The following is a 16267-nucleotide window of genomic DNA, read 5'->3' as shown; positions in this document are numbered from 1 at the left end:
AAAATTAAAACGGGCAGCCAGTACGGTGTTCCCAGTCGTATTCCGCCTGGGCGTAAGCAACTGCCGAAATGAAATCGTTGTAGGCCTCGTCAGCTTTATCGCTGCGAAGTCCTTCGTATGGGCTGGAGTCAATCGGTACGGAGAAGTGGAAGAGGCTTGACGGCTCTTTTGGCATCATGTCGATGATTTGCTGCGCCCGGTCGCCGATCCACTTCTCTTTCTCGTCGGTGAGCTGCTGCTCAACCCAGCGCCGATCTTCGATGCGGTCGAAAGTGAGGTATGCGTTCATGGTTGCCTCAGTAATGAATTTTCGCGCAAGGGATCAGGTCATCCTTCAGGGCGGTGAGCACTTCGATAGCCTGTTCGCGGGTTAAGCTGGTGTGGCTGGAGAGCGCGTTAACGATGTTGGTGCCGACCGTCTTGCGGTGCTTAACGTCAGCTTCACGCTTTGCCTGCTCATCGGCGATGCGCTTCTGCTCAGCCAGTCGAGCATCTTCAGCCTGTTTTGCTTTCAGTCGCTCAGCTTCAATCGCCGCGGCTTTTTCGCGTTCCGCCCGTGCTTCCGCTTCCTGCTTCTCGCGAGCTGCACGCTGTTCCGCTTCGACGCACTGGCGTTCGGCCTGCTCTGCACGTGCTTTCTCTTCAGCTTCACGGCGCGCTGCAGCTTCTATCTCTGCTTTGTGCTTCGCTTCGGCATCGCGGCGGGCTTGTTCTGCCGCTTCGCGCTTAATGCGTTCTTCGTGCTCACGCTGAGCCTGTTCCGCCAGGCGGCGCTGCTCTTCGCGGTCACGGTCAAACTTGTCATTCATCAGCAGAGCCATTTCGTGGTCTGCCTCGATTTGCGCGGCGCGCTGGCGGTCGAACTCTTCGTTCAACACCAGCGCTTCGGCGTGCATCGCGTTCATGGCTTCTTCAGCCTTAATGCGTTCCTGCTCGGCTTCCCATTCGGTTAGTGGGCGGCGTACTTCATCTTTAAGCGCGTCCAGGCGCTCACGCACAATGCGGCGGCTTTCGTCGATCTGCTTCGGCAGGGCTTTAAGCTCGGCAACCAGATCTTTACCGGCGTTGTCGATGTAGGTTTTGGAACGGGCAACCTTGTGCGCCATGGATGCGATAGCGTCGCGGCCTTTGCGGGTCGACACATCCGGCACTAGGCTGCGAGCTTCTTTCTCGATCGCCTCAATAATCGGGTCGAGCTGCTCTTTGGTGGTGAATACCGCCATTGCGTTCTGTTTCTCAATGACGACTAAATCCGTTACTTCGCTCATGGCTGAACTCCTGAAATTTGGATGCGCAGATCCCGCCCGCGTAATGCCAGGCCGATCGGTTGAATAGGGGGTTAGGCTGTTTTTCTATGCCACGGATAACCGATGGCAACCTTCATTTCGTCGTATGCTGCCATCCACATGGCGCCATCACCAATAAACAGGGCAATGGCTGCTTTACTCTGCGCGGCGCGCAGCAGGTGATGATTGATCATGCATTCACCTCAACCTGTTTCAGGAGGCCAGCGATATGCATCTGCCAGCGGTTAAGTATCAACTTTTCACGCGGTGCCGATACCGACGTCAGCTGCCACTCGTTATCGTTGAGCTTTTTGGCGGTGTACTGCTTGCCGTTGTGGGTGACTGTCATGATGCCTCCCGGGCGCGGAGCATTGCGTCAGCCATTTTGTAAGACTGTTTCGCCAACTCATCTTCTGCACCATCCAGACCGCCGATAATGCATGGGCCGCCAGCTGTTGAGATATACCCGTGCATAGCCTCAGCCGCGAAATAGTCGCGCACAGTTAAGCCTCGCCCTCCAAAATCTTCGCTATCCCATGAGTTAATTTCAGGAGTGCATACGCCTGATTGTGGAAATGCTGGACCTCCAGTTTTGTTGCTCATAAATCCTCTTGGCCTTATCGCGGCGAACGGAACGGTTAATACAAGACTTCAACGCATTTATTCAGTGTTTCAATGGGCGGTGGATGGCCGCCGGTTGTCATAACTAAGCCGCCTCGGTGAAGCGACTGAGGTATGAGGCATTAAAAAACCCGCCGTGGCGGGTTATTCGTCTTCACTATCACCAACAAGCTGACTTAGCTGCGGCTGTGTTGGCTTCTGCCAGTTAAGGATTTGCCCTGTCTCGATATCAATATCCAGCTCCAGATAGTCCCCGTAATGCGTACCAGGGAAGCAGTCAGGAACATATTCATCCTCGATGCTTCGCACCGTGTTGCCATCCGAATCAATAACTTCGGCGGTGAATCTATCGCACACCTTGATGCAGGTCTTAATGCGCTTCACATCTACATCAACCTTCACGCCCATCTGTGTTTTCATACCCTTACCCTCTGTCGTTACCCGCTGATGCGGGAGAAATGCTTTGGTGGTGTGGTGTCGGGAAACACGGTGTTAACGACTTGTCTGCTGTCTACTACGTTCAGAGCGCCGACATACCGAGCTGTATACTGAACTTCGCTACCAAATATTTGGCCCACTAACACCCCAAAACATTCCAGTTACGCACCATTGCCGCTCTCCCTGAGCCCGCCGGGCGTCCGACGCATGGTTTACTGTCGCGCCGTTCGACTGACCGAATCTCCACTTCGCTGCTGGCTAACTTCGCTCAGCTGTCGATGTTTCGTTTCGATGGGCTAACAATAGCTAAAGCGATTATTTGAGTCAATCGCCAAAACGATAATGCATGTCGATAAAGTGATAATCAATTGAATGTTAAAGCGATATTTTTTTGCAAATGGCGAAAAAAGTGATAGCTGTTGAGTTAAAAGTTGGGGTAAGGGGAGGAGTGGGTGGGTTAGGACAATAAAAAACCCGCCGGAGCGGGTCGGATGTTATTCTGATTCTGGATTTATTTCTGGGGTTGAATATCCATTCAAATCGAAAGTGAACTGGCGAGCCCCGGATTGATAAAAATCGGCCTCGATAATCAGTTTCTTATGTTTGGCTATGTCCTGGAGAAACACTTTTGGGTCTTCTAAGTAAATAACATCAGTACTACCATTATTTGGCTTGAGTGTTTTGTATTTCTGTATTTTCTCGTTATCAAATTTCACATTGATATAACAACCATCATGTGAAGGGCAATTGAATTGACCTTTAGTGATGATGAGGATTGCTTTATCTAGCTGAATATTGTCAGGGTTTTCACCTTCTTTTAGTTCGACTCTAGGGGAGCGCAGAACCATAGCCAGCCATGAGCCGCCTTGATATGGTGGCTGTAAATCAACAGGTCGCTTTGAGTTAGTCTGTAGAATTTTCTCAGTTGTACCACGCATCTCATCTTTAGAATATGTTAACAACCATCTCGCAGACATTGCCTGAGAAGAAATCAAAGCTGTGCTTAAAATTGCAAATTTCAACCATTTCATAATTTTGTTATTTCCGTATTTTATATTTAAGCGAATCTTTTATAGTCAACAGACTGCCTAAGCAGAACCTTGGCCATCACATAAAATGTATCTTCATCTTCAGGTTCAACGTACCACTTTTCGTAAATCGGGTTGTCGGATATTACCGCGAGGCGGTCTCGCTGCATCTGAAGGCGCTTAACGTGAAGGGTTTTGCCGAAGACAAATACATAAACCCCATCACCGTCAAAATGCGTAACGCCGGTATCAACGAAAATCTGATCGCCAGGTGATATGGTGCCATCCATGCTGTCGCCGTTAACCGTAATGACTTTGACGTGTGCAGCGGGTCGGTTGCCGAACAACGCGCGCGCTTGTTCAGTTGTGTATTCAATGGCTCGGATAGTTTCAATGAAATCGCTGGTGACAATTGCACCCGGCCCAGCACTGGCTTTAACGTCGAGAACATCCACGCGGTAAACCCCATTCAGTGACGGCTTAACCTGGTATAGCGCAGTCGGCTCTCTTGCGCCATTGGAAGACATTTCCCCTTCGCCAGTAGACAGCCATTCCGGCCGAACACCCAGAACAGAAGCGATCTCAACGGTTTTACGAGAGCCGTTCGCATCCTTGAGTAACTTATTTACGCTGGACTGAGCCATGCCGACATCTTTGGCTAATCGGCCCTGTGTATATCCAGCATGTTTCATTGCCTGCGCCAGGCGCTCCGAGAATCCCATATTCACCTCTATTACTGATCCCTTTAACTGTATCGCTCAAGCGATTATTTAGCAAAAAATCGCCTATGCGATTGACATTCGCTAATGTGATAATCATAATCGCTTTAAACTGATAGCTGAGGTGATTATGAAGACCCCAACAGTAGAGAAGAACTCCGCAGTAGAGAAAGCGATCGCCATCGCTGGCAGCCAGAAAGAGCTGGCAAAACGTTGCGGTAAAGCCCAGTCCACTATCTGCGACTGGCTTAACGGAAAGAAACGCATCTCCCCGGTTCACGTTCCTGAACTGGTGAAGGCGGTTGGTGGTGAAATCCAGGCTCACGAATTCCGCCCGGACCTCCCGTCCATCTTTCCACACCCTGACAACCATGCCGCTTAACGGCGGCCCTAACCACGAAAGGGAAAGCAATGCATTCACTTGCGTATCAACAAGGTAACAAATTTTCGCCAACGGCGATGATTTACCAGAATCGCCGGGAGACTGATTCCGCGGTGTTAAATATCGATGGGATCCGCGCAGCTGTTCGCGCCTGGGCAGCAGATTGCCGCAGCCGTGAATTTGTCGCTGCGCTGATTGTTGAAGAGTGGCGGGCAACGGGTGGCACTGGTCTGGATATCCCGACTGACTCACACCGCCAGATGCAGAAGGTATTCCGCTGGATCGACGGCGACACCGAATATGCGGCCAACAACATTCGCCAGCTTGCGCCGGCAATCATGTCCGTCCTGCCGCTGGAGTATCGAAACCGCCTGGCGCCGCAGAATGACACGATGTCGCTGATCGCCTCTGCGATGAAAGAGTGTGCCGAAGCTAAACAGGCCGTTCTGCTGGACGCTCCAGAGCATCAGAAGCTGAAAGAGGTAAGCGAGGGTATAGCGTCGCTGTTCCGCCTCATGCCGGAGCAAGTAGGGCCGCTGATGACAATGGTTACGTCGATGCTGGGGGTTATGTGAGAAGTACAGAAATGGCGAAAGCCGGTCTGCGCGAACAGAACCGACTTTCTGATGCAAATCACTTGGACTCTTTGCAGGAGTAAGTATGTCAAACACCGCCAAAGTAATCAAATTCCCTGCGCAACAACCGGCGCAGCAGGAGAATCGCATGGCCGATCTGGAAAATGGCTATCTTCGCCTCGCTAACCAGATTCAGGATGCCCTGTGTTTCGTAGAGCTTTCGGGGCGTGAGTTCCGCGTGCTGAATGCTATTGTTCGCCTGACGTATGGCTGGTCCAAGAAAGAAGACCGGATCACCAACAGCCTCATTGCAGATATAACCAGACTGGCCGTTAAGCACGTTTCTGAAGCTGTGCTCAGCCTGGCTTATCGCAACATCATCAAAATGCGCAGAATCGGGCAGACACGTTACATCGGGATCAACACGCTTCTGGATAGCTGGGCTTACACAAAGCCAAAATGTGCAAAGTGCCCGGTCCGTTTCCCGGTCGCTGAAGTTGTAACGCAGGTTATTACCATCCCTGAAACCGGGGATAGCAAAATCACATCTAAAACCATCCCTAAAAACGGGGATAACCATCCCCAAAAACAGGGAGAGGTATCCCTGAAAGCAGGGAACACCAAAGACATTCTTCCAAAGACAAATATAAAACCTAATACCCCCTCTAATCCCCCAAGGGGGAAGGGCAAGTTTGATCCCCTCGAGATTGAAGTTCCTGAGTGGCTAAATCTAACCGCCTGGCAGGAATGGGTTGCTTACCGCAAACAGTCTGGAAAACCCATCAAAACTGAGCTGACCGTCACGAAGGCATTCAAGCTGCTGAAAGAGTGTCTGGAAGATGGACACAATCCGGTCGACGTGATCAACACCAGTATTGCGAACGGTTACCAGGGACTTTTTAAGCCGAAGTTCGCTGTCAAACCAGCTGCCAAGCCGGATCTGGACTTCAACAACACTGACTGGGTCTATGGGGTGATGCGATGAAATCTCTTGCAGAGCAGATGCGTAACCACGACCGCGAGCAGATGAGTCGTATGGCCCATAACCTGCCAGAGCAGTACCAGGAGCGTGCGCCGGTCGAACAGGTGGCTCAGGTATTCAACAAGCTGTTCAACGAGCTGCGTGCAGCGTTTCCGGCCAGCTTGGCGAACTTCCGTACCCAGGACGACCTGAATGAATTCCGCCGTCAGTGGCTGCTGGCGTTTCAGGAGAACGGCATCCACTCAATGGCACAGGTTGATGCCGGTATGCGCATTGCCCGCCGCCAGGAGCGCCCATTCCTGCCGTCGCCGGGACAGTTCATCGCCTGGTGCAAACAGAGTGGCGGGGCGCTGGGTGTCACCGTTGACCAGGTGATCGCCGAATACTGGAACTGGCGTAACCGTTCGTTCGAATTCACCTCCAGCGAGCATTTCCCCTGGTCGCAGCCGGTCATGTACCACATCTGCGTTGAACTACGCCACCGCAGCACAGAGCGCCAGTTAACGCATGGTGAGCTGGCTCGTGAGGCGGGCGATCTGCTGGACATGTGGGAGAAGTGCGTCAACGAGGGTAAGCCAGTTCCGCCGGTACGCCGGGCGATTGCCGCACCGGCTGCCGAGCACGGCCCGACACCGATCCAGTTACTTCTGGCGAAGTACAACCGCAACAAAAAGAATTAAAAAATACACGAGGGGAATATTGCTAATAATATTAAAAAATGGGGGTGTTACATGTGTCTTTTATAATTTAAAGTGGAGTGAACCTTATTCACTCCGTCGGAAAGTTTATATTACTTCTTTGCGCAGCTCAATTGCTTTATCCATAATAGATGTCGTGGTTAATAGTTCGCCGATGGATTTTATATAGCCATCCTCAGATACAGGGTAGCTGGATTTAAGTTTGTTAATAATTAAAGACATAGAATCACCGTCTTCACTTACTGCCCATCCAGCTATCATTTCTGATTTTATGTCATTTGTTAGGTAAATGTATTTTTTACCTTTTTGATTGGTTGACATAAAACTAATCATTAATGAAGAAATAGCAGGGAGAGTGTTGTCAGGCACGTTTGTTGTTAGTTTTATATGATTCGGGCCTATGATTAATGTATTCAAAGCCTCACTTGCTTGCTCAAGATATTTTTCGAGATCGGCAATCGCTTTATCAATTTTGCTAGTGGTCATTAGTGTGTCGTTTACAATTTTTGTAAATGGATTATCAGACATTTTAGTACACCTCTAAGCTGATAGGTAAATGGTCAATTAATGTATCTTTGCCATAAATAAGTTGTTTTAGCAAATCATTATAAATGATTTTAGTACTACCTTCCTTCAATAGCCATGGTCCTTCATTCAAAAATGCCGATGATACGTGTGCATGATCAAGAACAGCACAGCCGTTTTCGCTTGCTCTACTTGATCTAGAAACAAATGTACCGAAACCATTTTGATTAACAATCCCATACATATTGTTGTTAAGTAAAGAATGTTGCCCGTTAAAGCTGAATGAAAGGTTATATAATCGTTTACTATCTCTCAAAACATAAAATTTGTTATTATATGATTTTAAATTTGTATCTCTTATAATTTCCTCTGGGGTTTTGTTGTAATCCCCAATTAAAATAACTTGCTTTCCATATTCTAATAATTGAGTGCATTCTCTTCTGAGTTCTTCTGCTGCGTCTTTGTGTTTAAATTCATACCCTGGTGTTTTTTTGGAGGACCAATGGGAAACTATTATTGAAAGATCTGGATTATTCTCACTTGAGGAGACGCTAAACTCTACCCCAACTTTAATGTTGGTGCCTGTATTTTGGCGTCCATCATCTAAGTCATTAAATATATTATATTTAATTAGATCTAAGGAAATGTGTTTTTTATACAGAGCACAAATGCCAAAACAAAGATTTCGTGAAAATTTTTCTGTTGCGGGGATTAAATTCACACTGTCGAAAATCTCATGGGATTGTGATATTTGAGTTATGAAGTCGTCATCAATTTCACAGAGAAATAAAATGTCTGTGTTTTCATCAGTAAAAATACTATATATAACTTGCAGGACTTGTAATTCTTGACTTGTTCTGTCGTTGCTATGAATAATTCCAGTATTCCAAAAAGATATTATCATTTAAAAAGCCCAAATTAACTTAAAAAGCTACCATGTTGAAATTTCTTACTTATTATATTGTTTCAACAATTTAGTGTCATTTTCAATGATTATACTAAAAAGGTTGTATCATGTATAATAGTCATTTGACCTTCTTAATTCAACCCGCCATAATCATGTCATCGGAGCCTGAACAACTCCGGTGACTTCTGCGCATTTAAGGGGACTTAAATGCGACCACAATCTGAACTGCTCACCTTGTCACAGATGCAGAAATGCACCTGCGATTTTCTGCATTCTGCGTTACCTCTCGGAGGTGGCGTATGAAACAGCACTACTGCATCGTTAACGACACCGTTAAAGCCAACCTCATAGCGTACATTCGCGCCCTCCCGGTAAACCCTCGCGCGCCGATGGTGGTCGAGGCCCGGGAAGAGACTCGCACAGACAAGCAAAATCGTCTTATGTGGCCGCTACTGAAAGACCTGTCTGACCAGGTTGTCTGGCATGGCGAAAAGCTTACCCGCGAAGAGTGGAAGGACCTCATCACCGTTCTGGTAAACCAGACACAAGACCAGGAACAGAAATCCGCGCCGGGAATCAACGGCGGTCGCGTTTATTTCGGCGTCCGCACTTCGAAATCCAGCAAGCGCTACATGGTCGACGTCATCGAGGCGATTTACTGGTTCGGCACCGACCGCGGCGTGAAGTTCTCTGAGGCATCCAGTAAGCGCATCGCCTGGGCTCAGGAATGGAGGGCTTCCCGTGGGTAGTCCTCTCGCACGCGTCATCACGAACGAAATCTTCCGCGTTCCGGCGCGCCGCCAGTGCAAGCCAGCGGTCAAGCCGTCCGACATCCCGACCTTGAAAGGATACACCGCCCGCCTGGTGGATCAGAAATGGCTGCGTCTCGCGGCGAGGAGGGGGCATGCGTAAACCAACCCGTCGCACCTGCAAGGTCTGCAAACAGAAGTTCACCGCCACCTTCGACAACGTCTGGTGGTGTTGTCCTCAGCATGGAGCCATCTACGCGCTGGAGTTGCGGGCAAAACAGAAGGTAAGAGAGGCTGCTAAGCGCATTAAGGATCAGAAAGAGGCAGAGAAGGCCGGGCGCAAACGCCGCAAGGAGCGGCTGGCAGAGCTACGGCCTGCCGGGTACTACAAGGCCCAGGCTCAGCAGGCATTCAACGCCTACATCCGCGCGCGTGATGCTTGCTTGCCATGCATCAGCTGCGGAAAGACCAATCCACCTGATCTACATGGCGGCCAGTGGGACTGCGGCCACTTTAAAACGGTAGGCGCCAACCCTGAGCTGCGCTTTGAAGAGCGCAACGCCCATAAGCAGTGCAAATCGTGTAATGCCGGAGCAGGCAAATACACCGCCAAAGAGGCGACTGTCGCGCAGCAATACGAAGCTGGCCTGGTCGCTCGTTACGGGCAGGAGTACGTCGACTGGCTCAACGGCCCCCACGAAATGACCAACTACCGCCGGGAAGACTTCATTCGGATCCGCAATGAGTACCGCGCCAAGCTCAAAGCACTGAAACAGCGGGAGGCTGCATGAACCACGCCGACTTCCTGCGATACCAGGCCGAAAGCGTTAAGCGCGCCAACATGCCGCCGGTAGCAAAGCACAGCAGGACCAAAACCAACCAGCCACAGAAGGAAGCCGCATGAACAGTCAGCAACTGGAATACGTACGTCAGCAGCTCATTGTGGCGACCGCAGACCTCTGCGGGGCGACGAAAGGGCAACTGGTAGCTTTCGCTGAGAACGCACAATTCACCGCTACGGCGCGCAGCCGGGGGCGGAAGAAAATAACCGACCCGGTCACCGGCCGGAAAGTTAACCCCGACTGCCCGGCGATGAGCGGCAATCAGTCGCGCGCCAAGGGCTCGTCCATCGCGCTGGTTAGCCCGGTAGAGTTTGGCACTGCATCCTGGCGGCGCGCAGTTCTGTCGCTTGAAGAGCACCAGAAAGCGTGGCTACTCTGGAATTACAGCGAGAATATCCGCTTCGAGTACCAGGTGGCGATCACTCAGTGGGCGTGGGAAGAGTTCAGGGAGCAGCTCGAAGCGAAGAAGGTGGCCGGCAAGACGATGGAGCGCCTGAAAAAGCTTATATGGCTGGCGGCGCAGGATGTCAAAGCGGAGCTGGCAGGGCGTGAGACGTACGAATATCAGGAGCTGGCGGAACTGGTCGGTGTAACGCCAAAAAACTGGTCTGAGACGTTTACGGACCGCTGGGTGGAGATGAGGCGTATTTACCTGCGCCTGGATCATAGGGCGTTATTGCAAGTTACGCGATCACGTTCACAACAAAAGGCTACAAATTTCGATAGAAGTCTTGCAAAACTGGATTGAAACGCATATATTCCATGTAAATCTGATATCGTCGCCATAGCTTCGTAGGTCGACAAAGAATTAAAAGCCTCGCCATCGTGCGAGGCTTCTTTGTTTATGTGCCTAATTAGTTGGGAAGGAATAAGACGTTATAATTCCATCAAAACCTTTCCCGGCCCGTTCTTCAACTAAAGCTGGAATAAATTTGTTAGCAGTTTTATTCCCTTTTCTTAACATTTCAAGAACAGTACCTGCGATATAAAAATCGCCGTGTTTGGAGCAGCTATAAACGAAGTAATCTCCTTTTGATAATTCTGGAGTTGGTAGATCCATTCCGCAAGCTGGGCAGGTTTTAAGGTGTATTGACATATTACCTCCTATAAAGTGAGTACAAGAGGATTCCATATATTCAGAATTCGACTTTAGTTAAGAGTGCTGATTTTGTATCTGATTTTAAATAGAACTACTCATTCAGCCTTGAATCCCTCATGGACTTTGCGCACCCACGCCTTCCCGGACCTTATTGCCGGTTTTTTTATTTCAGGCTCCGGGAACCATCATCGACACGCCTACTTGTTAAATCGTCCCGAGGGCCTGACCCTTTTCAAACTCACACAGCACCCGCTAACTACGCGAGGTGAGAGCATGTATCGCATGGAAAAAATAACCACTGGTGCTGCCTATGGCGCTTCAGCCGGGAGCATCCTCAACGGCATGCTTAATGCCTACAGCCCCGAGCAGTGGAACGCTATCGGCGTGCTGGTGGGTATCATCATTGCCGTACTGACGTATCTGACAAATCTCTATTTCAAGATCCGCGAAGACAACCGCCGCAGCAGGAGCCGAGATGAACCCGACACTCAGGAATAAGCTGGTTGGTGCCATTGTTGGCGGATCCGGAGCAATCACCATTGCGGCAGTAATGCTGGGCAATGCGGATGGGCTGGAAGGGCGGCGCTATTACGCCTATCAGGATGTGGTCGGCGTCTGGACTGTTTGCGATGGGCATACCGGCGCCGACATTCGCCGCGGCCACCGCTACACCGACAAAGAGTGTGACAACCTGCTTAAGGCAGATCTGCGAAAGGTGGCAAACGCCATCGACCCGCTGATCAAGGTTCGCATCCCTGAGCCAACTCGCGCTGCTCTTTACTCCTTTACCTATAACGTTGGCTCTGGTGCCTTCGCCAGTTCCACGCTGCTGAGGAAATTGAACGCTGGTGATGTGCCGGGGGCATGCAAAGAACTGCAGCGCTGGACGTATGCCGGTGGCAAGCAGTGGAAGGGACTGAACACCCGACGCGAGATTGAGCGTGAAGTTTGCGAGTGGGGCCAGAAATGAGCCGATTAACCGCAATTATCTGCGCTGTCGTTATCTGCCTGCTGGTTTCCATGGCCTGGACCATTAACCACTACCGCGGCAGCGCCATCACCTACAAAGACCAGCGCGATAAGGCAACTGAAAAGCTCAGCCTTGCGAACGCCACCATCAAAGACATGCAGACCCGCCAGCGCGATGTCGCTGCACTGGATGCCAAATACACCGGAGAACTGGCTGATGCGAAAGAAATTATTGAGCGTCTGCATAACGATGTCATTGCTGGCCGTAAGCGGCTGCAGCTCAACGCAAACTGTCCCGCGAACGGAACGACCGGCCCCGGCGGCTTGGGCGATGCTTCCAGCCCCCGACTTACTGACTCCGCTGAACGGGATTATTTCACCCTCAGAAAGAGAATCGTCACAGTGATGAAGCAGGTTGGATATTTGCAGGATTACGTCAAAGAGCAATGTTTGAATTGATGCTAAATTAACCCTTTTGAACGGAGGGGTTATGAAAATAGATCAAGATTATCTTAAAGGGTTGCTTGAGGCATTTGAGGCCTCTGACTCACCTGATACGGATATCCTTCGCCTTAATGAGCTTGGCTTCAACTGTGAAACTGACACCTTTGTTTTCCATATGCGCCTGCTGGAGGATAGAGGGCTGATAGTCAGAAGTGATGGCGAGCCAGGGTTTGGTGCTTTTGGTTCTTTAGATGGCTCTACTCACTGGGCTGTAATGCCACTGAGGTTGACTGCGATAGGGCATGATTTTTTGGATGCACTTAGAAACCAAGAGGTATGGTCCACCCTGAAAACAGGCTTTAAAGATGCGAGCATGGGTACTTTAATGACAGTGTCAAAAGAGCTGTTTAACCGAGCCCTAAACAAGCAACTTGATAAGATATTCGACTAACCGCCTTCGGGCGGTTTTTTGTTGTCATCACTATAGGTAGGCTCATCGTAATGGCAATATCCCCGTAAGCGGATAAAGAGGCTCTCAATGTCCGACATCTACCAAATCACGCTAACCACCCAAACAGGCGAAACCTTCACGGGAAAGATGTCACGACGTCAACCTGAGCTGGTTAATGGCTTCGTTCCGCTGGCGACCGAGACGGGCGAGTGGCTGTATTTCACACCTGCAGACGTAAAGCGCGTGCAGTTCACGCCATTACCAGCCGAGCAGCCAATTGGAGAAGAAATTAAGTAATCAATGAGTAAATGTATCGACCCTCATAAAATGATACATATAGTTAGGTTGCAAATTGGTTATCTACAGGCCCGTACAGTAAGGGGCTGTAAAATTGGGTGATCCTTCCTCTAGCACTTAGGTGTGAATGTTATAGAATATGTAAAATTCTATAAGGGGAGCCAAATGTTAAAGGATTACTTAGATTTACAAATGTTGGAAGCCACTCGTTCTTCTGCTAGTGCGGCGTGGGAAGCAGTGAGTTGGACGAAGACTGCTTCAATCTCTTCTATATTTTCAACTGTAGTTTCATTTGCGACTTTTTGTGCGGCTATTTATGCAATGAATACTTGGAGGTCGCAAGAGAAAGTAAGCGCTAAACGTGAAATAAAAAAGGCTGCAAGTAAGTTCTTCGTAGAGCTTGAACTGATGCCAGAAAAATTCTCAAAGAGTAATGTAAATGGAGGGTTTATTTGTTCTCGTTCAGAGAATATCGAAGTTCATGCCAGATTCAAAGATAATATTAATGAATGGGCTATGCATGAAAAAATTTCGGAATTGTATCTGAGTCTCAAATATTTGGGGCATGCTATTGAAGACGATCTTAATGATAAACAGAAAACGCTCCTGAAGGAAATAGATCAGAATTATAAGGGGTATTATACCTACGAAGAGAGTAAAACTTTACTTGAGCAGGCATTAAAACAATTATTGGAAGAGCTTGAAATATACAAAAATTAACCTTTACTCCAAAAGGTTAAATTTAATTATCGCAAAATTGTTGAACTGCTTTTTTACAGGATAATGCCACCTCTGGGTGGCTTTTTTATGGTTTTTTTACAGGAAAAGACTTATGCATAACCAAAACGAGCATAGGCCATATCCGCCAGTTAACTTCATCGCCTCCGACAACTGGCAGCCATACACCAGACTGATCCCAGCTAACGAAGTGCATGAGTGGATAAATCGCCAAATCCTCAGCGATACCGGCAGCATCCATAACCCTGACCACGAACACCTGCTAGAGGCTGATCTCTGCTTTATGTGGGCGTCAGACTCATTCGCCAAAAAGGGGCGATATGTCCTCGGCCAAGCCGAGCAGGTAATGCTCCGCGCCGGTGGATGGCAGAAAGCAAGAATGGAACAGCAGATGCATGAATGGTTCGGTCGAATCCCGAAGTTCATCATCACGCTGGCAGCCGACTACTGCTCACAATGCAGTGACCTCGAGTTCTGCGCACTGGTAGAGCATGAGCTTTACCACATCGCACAGGCCACTGATGATTTCGGCGCGCCGAAGTTCAACAAAGAGACCGGGCAGCCAGTGCTTACACTGCGTGGCCACGACGTCGAAGAATTCACTGGTGTCGTACGTCGCTATGGTGCCAGCAAAGAAGTACAGGAGCTCGTTGATGCGGCCAATGCGCCAGCAGAAGTGGCTCACATCGATATAGCCAGGTCATGCGGCACATGCATGTTAAAGCTGGCCTAACAATATGACTGATTATGACAGGCAGGTAATCTATGGCGACACTGAAAGGTGAGGTCAAAGCCTTCATCGTTCAGTCCCTTGCCTGCTTCGATACTCCATCCCAGGTGGTTGAGCTGGTCAAAAAAGAATTTGGCCTGAGCATCACTCGTCAGCAGGTCGAATCCCATGACCCGACGAAAGCAAACGGCAGGGGGCTGGCGCAGAAGTGGGTTGAGCTATTCCACGAAACCCGTAAACGCTTCCAGACCGAATTAAGCGACATTCCGATCGCCAACAAAGCCTATCGTCTACGTGCGCTTGACCGGATGATGACGAAAGCTGAGAGCATGCGAAACATGGCTCTGGCTGCTTCTCTGATGGAGCAGGCCGCCAAAGAGGTTGGCGACGCGTACAGCAACAAACAGAAGGTCGAGCACACCAGCCCGGACGGCAGCATGTCACCGAGACCGACGACAATTCGCCTGGTAGGAGTTGACCCAGCCAATGGAAAGCCAAGTTGAACTCCAGATACCCGCAAAATTAGTACCCGTATTCGCGACAGAAGGCATTCGTTATCGTGGGGCTCATGGTGGGCGCGGTTCCGCAAAGACGCGCACGTTTGCACTAATGACCGCCGTTAAAGCGTACCAGGCTGCAGAGGCCAATATCAGTGGCGTGATCCTCTGTGCACGCGAATACATGAACTCGCTTGAAGAGTCCTCCATGGAGGAGGTGAAACAGGCCATTCGCTCCGTTCCGTGGCTTGATGATTACTTCGACATCGGCGAGAAATACATCCGGACAAAGAACCGCAGAGTCAGCTACGTATTCTGTGGTCTTCGCCATAACCTCGACAGCATCAAATCCAAAGCGCGCATTCTTGTGGCCTGGGTTGATGAGGCCGAGTCTGTATCAGCCACTGCGTGGAAAAAGCTTCGCCCGACAATTCGTGAAGAAGGCTCAGAGATATGGGTCACATGGAACCCGGAGAAAGACGGCAGCGCCACCGATAAGCTCTTCAGAAAGAACCCGCCAAAAAGCTCGATGATCGTCGAGATGAACTATGTGGACAATCCATGGTTCCCTGCGGTGCTCGAGGAGGAGAGGCAGGAAGACCTGGCAAACCTCGATTACGCAGACTATGCGTGGATCTGGGAAGGCGCTTACCTCGAAAACTCCGACAAGCAGGTGCTGGCAAACAAATACGTCGTGCAGAGCTTCGAAGACGATCTCTGGCAGAAATCAGAGCGCTTGTTGTTCGGCGCCGACTTCGGATTCGCAAAAGACCCCAGCACGCTTATTCGCATGTTTATCCTGGATAACAACCTCTACATCGAATACGAGGCTTACGGAAACGGCGTTGAGCTCGACGACATGTGGAAGTTCTACGCCGGGAAAACCGACGCCACGCAGAAGCAAATTGCCGATTGGAAGGTTACAGATGAAGCTAAATTCCCTGGCATCCCTGAAGCGCGTAAATGGCCTATCAAAGCCGACAACTCCCGCCCTGAGACTATCAGCCACATAAAAGGGCAGGGGTTCAATATCTCCGCCGCTCAGAAGTGGCAGGGTAGCGTAGAGGACGGCATCACCTGCCTGCGTGGGTTTAAGAAGATCATCATCCATCCTCGCTGCAAAGAAACAGCGAAAGAGGCGCGGCTTTACTCGTACAAAACAGACCGTATCACTGGTGAAGTTCTGCCGGTTATTGAAGACAAAAATAACCACTGCTGGGATGGCGTCCGGTACGGTCTCGACGGGTACATTAAGCACAAAGCGCAAGTCGGCGCAGTATTCTTCTAAGG

Annotated in this window: 28 protein-coding genes; 17 read left to right on the top strand and 11 right to left on the bottom strand. The window is 49.8% G+C overall.

All coding sequences use genetic code 11. The annotated features are described in order from the left end of the window. Window positions 1-4 precede the first annotated feature (4 nt). From gamL to HB664_RS16455, 8 genes are all read right to left on the bottom strand, one after another. A complete protein-coding gene (gene gamL / locus HB664_RS16490) occupies window positions 5-289 on the bottom strand; it encodes a host nuclease inhibitor GamL (RefSeq protein ID WP_219939841.1) in 285 nt (94 codons plus the stop codon). Window positions 290-296: 7 nt separating this feature from the next. Continuing rightward, entirely contained in the window at window positions 297-1268 is a 972-nt protein-coding gene (locus HB664_RS16485) for a hypothetical protein (protein ID WP_219939840.1), read from the bottom strand. Between the two features lie 71 nt (window positions 1269-1339). Continuing rightward, the gene (locus HB664_RS16480; protein ID WP_023327239.1) at window positions 1340-1480 is read right to left on the bottom strand and encodes a host cell division inhibitory peptide Kil; all 141 of its coding nucleotides are present in this window, start codon (window positions 1478-1480) and stop codon (window positions 1340-1342) included. Further along, the gene (locus tag HB664_RS16475; RefSeq protein ID WP_219939839.1) at window positions 1477-1635 is read right to left on the bottom strand and encodes a hypothetical protein; all 159 of its coding nucleotides are present in this window, start codon (window positions 1633-1635) and stop codon (window positions 1477-1479) included. Before HB664_RS16475 ends, HB664_RS16480 begins: the two co-directional genes overlap by 4 nt. Beyond that, window positions 1632-1889: a hypothetical protein gene (locus HB664_RS16470; RefSeq protein ID WP_258235818.1), complete on the bottom strand. Its 258-nt coding sequence runs from the start codon at window positions 1887-1889 to the stop codon at window positions 1632-1634. Before HB664_RS16470 ends, HB664_RS16475 begins: the two co-directional genes overlap by 4 nt. Before the next feature lie 162 nt (window positions 1890-2051). Then, a complete protein-coding gene (locus HB664_RS16465; protein WP_219939838.1) occupies window positions 2052-2327 on the bottom strand; it encodes a hypothetical protein in 276 nt (91 codons plus the stop codon). A gap of 512 nt (window positions 2328-2839) precedes the next feature. Further along, complete coding sequence (locus HB664_RS16460) at window positions 2840-3376, bottom strand: hypothetical protein (RefSeq protein ID WP_213729852.1); 537 nt, start codon at window positions 3374-3376, stop codon at window positions 2840-2842. 26 nt (window positions 3377-3402) lie between these two features. Further along, complete coding sequence (locus HB664_RS16455) at window positions 3403-4095, bottom strand: helix-turn-helix transcriptional regulator (RefSeq protein WP_219940840.1); 693 nt, start codon at window positions 4093-4095, stop codon at window positions 3403-3405. A gap of 127 nt (window positions 4096-4222) precedes the next feature. On the opposite strand from HB664_RS16455, the gene HB664_RS16450 reads away from it, so the two are divergent. The 4 genes from HB664_RS16450 (at window position 4223) to HB664_RS16435 (ending at window position 6711) form a co-directional block, all read left to right on the top strand. After that, entirely contained in the window at window positions 4223-4474 is a 252-nt protein-coding gene (locus HB664_RS16450; RefSeq protein ID WP_001514164.1) for a helix-turn-helix domain-containing protein, read from the top strand. A gap of 29 nt (window positions 4475-4503) precedes the next feature. Next, a complete protein-coding gene (locus HB664_RS16445; RefSeq protein ID WP_219939837.1) occupies window positions 4504-5049 on the top strand; it encodes a toxin YdaT family protein in 546 nt (181 codons plus the stop codon). Window positions 5050-5134: 85 nt separating this feature from the next. Beyond that, a complete protein-coding gene (locus tag HB664_RS16440; RefSeq protein WP_219939836.1) occupies window positions 5135-6034 on the top strand; it encodes a replication protein in 900 nt (299 codons plus the stop codon). After that, a complete protein-coding gene (locus HB664_RS16435) occupies window positions 6031-6711 on the top strand; it encodes a replication protein P (protein ID WP_219939835.1) in 681 nt (226 codons plus the stop codon). The genes HB664_RS16440 and HB664_RS16435 overlap by 4 nt, the downstream gene beginning before the upstream one ends. Window positions 6712-6816: 105 nt before the next feature. On the opposite strand, the gene HB664_RS16430 is transcribed toward HB664_RS16435, so the two are convergent. Next, window positions 6817-7257: a hypothetical protein gene (locus tag HB664_RS16430; protein WP_219939834.1), complete on the bottom strand. Its 441-nt coding sequence runs from the start codon at window positions 7255-7257 to the stop codon at window positions 6817-6819. 1 nt (window position 7258) lies between these two features. Then, window positions 7259-8158 (bottom strand): endonuclease/exonuclease/phosphatase family protein, encoded by a 900-nt coding sequence (locus HB664_RS16425; protein ID WP_219939833.1) that lies wholly within the window; start codon window positions 8156-8158, stop codon window positions 7259-7261. Window positions 8159-8460: 302 nt separating this feature from the next. Between HB664_RS16425 and HB664_RS16420 the strand changes: the two genes are divergently transcribed. The 4 genes from HB664_RS16420 to HB664_RS16405 all read left to right on the top strand — a co-directional run bounded on the left by HB664_RS16420 (window position 8461) and on the right by HB664_RS16405 (window position 10500). Continuing rightward, window positions 8461-8910 carry a recombination protein NinB gene (locus HB664_RS16420; RefSeq protein ID WP_219939832.1) on the top strand — a complete coding sequence of 150 codons (450 nt, stop codon included), beginning with the start codon at window positions 8461-8463 and terminating at the stop codon, window positions 8908-8910. Then, window positions 8903-9073 carry a NinE family protein gene (locus tag HB664_RS16415; protein ID WP_219939831.1) on the top strand — a complete coding sequence of 57 codons (171 nt, stop codon included), beginning with the start codon at window positions 8903-8905 and terminating at the stop codon, window positions 9071-9073. Before HB664_RS16420 ends, HB664_RS16415 begins: the two co-directional genes overlap by 8 nt. Beyond that, window positions 9066-9701: a recombination protein NinG gene (locus HB664_RS16410; RefSeq protein ID WP_219939830.1), complete on the top strand. Its 636-nt coding sequence runs from the start codon at window positions 9066-9068 to the stop codon at window positions 9699-9701. The genes HB664_RS16415 and HB664_RS16410 overlap by 8 nt, the downstream gene beginning before the upstream one ends. A gap of 109 nt (window positions 9702-9810) precedes the next feature. Then, window positions 9811-10500 carry a bacteriophage antitermination protein Q gene (locus HB664_RS16405; RefSeq protein WP_219939829.1) on the top strand — a complete coding sequence of 230 codons (690 nt, stop codon included), beginning with the start codon at window positions 9811-9813 and terminating at the stop codon, window positions 10498-10500. Between the two features lie 102 nt (window positions 10501-10602). Here the strand turns inward: HB664_RS16405 and HB664_RS16400 are convergent, their stop codons facing one another. Continuing rightward, window positions 10603-10848, bottom strand: coding sequence for a hypothetical protein (locus HB664_RS16400; protein WP_219939828.1), 246 nt, complete (start codon window positions 10846-10848; stop codon window positions 10603-10605). A 276-nt stretch (window positions 10849-11124) separates the two neighbouring features. Between HB664_RS16400 and HB664_RS16395 the strand changes: the two genes are divergently transcribed. The 9 genes from HB664_RS16395 to HB664_RS16355 all read left to right on the top strand — a co-directional run bounded on the left by HB664_RS16395 (window position 11125) and on the right by HB664_RS16355 (window position 16265). Further along, window positions 11125-11349, top strand: a complete 225-nt coding sequence (locus HB664_RS16395) for a class II holin family protein (protein ID WP_001752682.1) — start codon at window positions 11125-11127, stop codon at window positions 11347-11349. After that, window positions 11327-11821 carry a lysozyme gene (locus HB664_RS16390; protein ID WP_219939827.1) on the top strand — a complete coding sequence of 165 codons (495 nt, stop codon included), beginning with the start codon at window positions 11327-11329 and terminating at the stop codon, window positions 11819-11821. Before HB664_RS16395 ends, HB664_RS16390 begins: the two co-directional genes overlap by 23 nt. Then, a complete protein-coding gene (locus HB664_RS16385; RefSeq protein ID WP_219939826.1) occupies window positions 11818-12279 on the top strand; it encodes a lysis protein in 462 nt (153 codons plus the stop codon). The genes HB664_RS16390 and HB664_RS16385 overlap by 4 nt, the downstream gene beginning before the upstream one ends. 31 nt (window positions 12280-12310) lie before the next feature. Beyond that, entirely contained in the window at window positions 12311-12715 is a 405-nt protein-coding gene (locus tag HB664_RS16380) for a DUF2513 domain-containing protein (protein WP_085841683.1), read from the top strand. A gap of 87 nt (window positions 12716-12802) precedes the next feature. Then, a complete protein-coding gene (locus tag HB664_RS16375; RefSeq protein ID WP_219939825.1) occupies window positions 12803-13012 on the top strand; it encodes a hypothetical protein in 210 nt (69 codons plus the stop codon). A 165-nt stretch (window positions 13013-13177) separates the two neighbouring features. Then, a complete protein-coding gene (locus HB664_RS16370; protein WP_219939824.1) occupies window positions 13178-13732 on the top strand; it encodes a hypothetical protein in 555 nt (184 codons plus the stop codon). A gap of 112 nt (window positions 13733-13844) precedes the next feature. After that, window positions 13845-14483 (top strand): putative metallopeptidase, encoded by a 639-nt coding sequence (locus HB664_RS16365; protein WP_219939823.1) that lies wholly within the window; start codon window positions 13845-13847, stop codon window positions 14481-14483. A gap of 32 nt (window positions 14484-14515) precedes the next feature. Beyond that, window positions 14516-14983, top strand: a complete 468-nt coding sequence (locus tag HB664_RS16360; protein ID WP_032141944.1) for a DUF2280 domain-containing protein — start codon at window positions 14516-14518, stop codon at window positions 14981-14983. Then, window positions 14967-16265 carry a PBSX family phage terminase large subunit gene (locus HB664_RS16355; protein ID WP_219939822.1) on the top strand — a complete coding sequence of 433 codons (1299 nt, stop codon included), beginning with the start codon at window positions 14967-14969 and terminating at the stop codon, window positions 16263-16265. The genes HB664_RS16360 and HB664_RS16355 overlap by 17 nt, the downstream gene beginning before the upstream one ends. Window positions 16266-16267: the final 2 nt, after the last annotated feature.

It is taken from the genome of Enterobacter sp. DNB-S2 (assembly GCF_019443845.1).
GTDB lineage: Bacteria > Pseudomonadota > Gammaproteobacteria > Enterobacterales > Enterobacteriaceae > Enterobacter > Enterobacter asburiae_B.
This window is presented reverse-complemented; position numbering and strand designations above follow the sequence as displayed.

What these genes read in the sequence shown, in the direction of transcription:
- gamL (WP_219939841.1), bottom strand. Translation starts at nt 289, where the DNA reads ATGAACGCATACCTCACTTTCGACCGCATCGAAGATCGGCGCTGGGTT.
- HB664_RS16485 (WP_219939840.1), bottom strand. Translation starts at nt 1,268, where the DNA reads ATGAGCGAAGTAACGGATTTAGTCGTCATTGAGAAACAGAACGCAATG.
- HB664_RS16480 (WP_023327239.1), bottom strand. Translation starts at nt 1,480, where the DNA reads ATGATCAATCATCACCTGCTGCGCGCCGCGCAGAGTAAAGCAGCCATT.
- HB664_RS16475 (WP_219939839.1), bottom strand. Translation starts at nt 1,635, where the DNA reads ATGACAGTCACCCACAACGGCAAGCAGTACACCGCCAAAAAGCTCAAC.
- HB664_RS16470 (WP_258235818.1), bottom strand. Translation starts at nt 1,889, where the DNA reads ATGAGCAACAAAACTGGAGGTCCAGCATTTCCACAATCAGGCGTATGC.
- HB664_RS16465 (WP_219939838.1), bottom strand. Translation starts at nt 2,327, where the DNA reads ATGAAAACACAGATGGGCGTGAAGGTTGATGTAGATGTGAAGCGCATT.
- HB664_RS16460 (WP_213729852.1), bottom strand. Translation starts at nt 3,376, where the DNA reads ATGAAATGGTTGAAATTTGCAATTTTAAGCACAGCTTTGATTTCTTCT.
- HB664_RS16455 (WP_219940840.1), bottom strand. Translation starts at nt 4,095, where the DNA reads ATGGGATTCTCGGAGCGCCTGGCGCAGGCAATGAAACATGCTGGATAT.
- HB664_RS16450 (WP_001514164.1), top strand. Translation starts at nt 4,223, where the DNA reads ATGAAGACCCCAACAGTAGAGAAGAACTCCGCAGTAGAGAAAGCGATC.
- HB664_RS16445 (WP_219939837.1), top strand. Translation starts at nt 4,504, where the DNA reads ATGCATTCACTTGCGTATCAACAAGGTAACAAATTTTCGCCAACGGCG.
- HB664_RS16440 (WP_219939836.1), top strand. Translation starts at nt 5,135, where the DNA reads ATGTCAAACACCGCCAAAGTAATCAAATTCCCTGCGCAACAACCGGCG.
- HB664_RS16435 (WP_219939835.1), top strand. Translation starts at nt 6,031, where the DNA reads ATGAAATCTCTTGCAGAGCAGATGCGTAACCACGACCGCGAGCAGATG.
- HB664_RS16430 (WP_219939834.1), bottom strand. Translation starts at nt 7,257, where the DNA reads ATGTCTGATAATCCATTTACAAAAATTGTAAACGACACACTAATGACC.
- HB664_RS16425 (WP_219939833.1), bottom strand. Translation starts at nt 8,158, where the DNA reads ATGATAATATCTTTTTGGAATACTGGAATTATTCATAGCAACGACAGA.
- HB664_RS16420 (WP_219939832.1), top strand. Translation starts at nt 8,461, where the DNA reads ATGAAACAGCACTACTGCATCGTTAACGACACCGTTAAAGCCAACCTC.
- HB664_RS16410 (WP_219939830.1), top strand. Translation starts at nt 9,066, where the DNA reads ATGCGTAAACCAACCCGTCGCACCTGCAAGGTCTGCAAACAGAAGTTC.
- HB664_RS16405 (WP_219939829.1), top strand. Translation starts at nt 9,811, where the DNA reads ATGAACAGTCAGCAACTGGAATACGTACGTCAGCAGCTCATTGTGGCG.
- HB664_RS16400 (WP_219939828.1), bottom strand. Translation starts at nt 10,848, where the DNA reads ATGTCAATACACCTTAAAACCTGCCCAGCTTGCGGAATGGATCTACCA.
- HB664_RS16395 (WP_001752682.1), top strand. Translation starts at nt 11,125, where the DNA reads ATGTATCGCATGGAAAAAATAACCACTGGTGCTGCCTATGGCGCTTCA.
- HB664_RS16390 (WP_219939827.1), top strand. Translation starts at nt 11,327, where the DNA reads ATGAACCCGACACTCAGGAATAAGCTGGTTGGTGCCATTGTTGGCGGA.
- HB664_RS16385 (WP_219939826.1), top strand. Translation starts at nt 11,818, where the DNA reads ATGAGCCGATTAACCGCAATTATCTGCGCTGTCGTTATCTGCCTGCTG.
- HB664_RS16380 (WP_085841683.1), top strand. Translation starts at nt 12,311, where the DNA reads ATGAAAATAGATCAAGATTATCTTAAAGGGTTGCTTGAGGCATTTGAG.
- HB664_RS16375 (WP_219939825.1), top strand. Translation starts at nt 12,803, where the DNA reads ATGTCCGACATCTACCAAATCACGCTAACCACCCAAACAGGCGAAACC.
- HB664_RS16370 (WP_219939824.1), top strand. Translation starts at nt 13,178, where the DNA reads ATGTTAAAGGATTACTTAGATTTACAAATGTTGGAAGCCACTCGTTCT.
- HB664_RS16365 (WP_219939823.1), top strand. Translation starts at nt 13,845, where the DNA reads ATGCATAACCAAAACGAGCATAGGCCATATCCGCCAGTTAACTTCATC.
- HB664_RS16360 (WP_032141944.1), top strand. Translation starts at nt 14,516, where the DNA reads ATGGCGACACTGAAAGGTGAGGTCAAAGCCTTCATCGTTCAGTCCCTT.
- HB664_RS16355 (WP_219939822.1), top strand. Translation starts at nt 14,967, where the DNA reads ATGGAAAGCCAAGTTGAACTCCAGATACCCGCAAAATTAGTACCCGTA.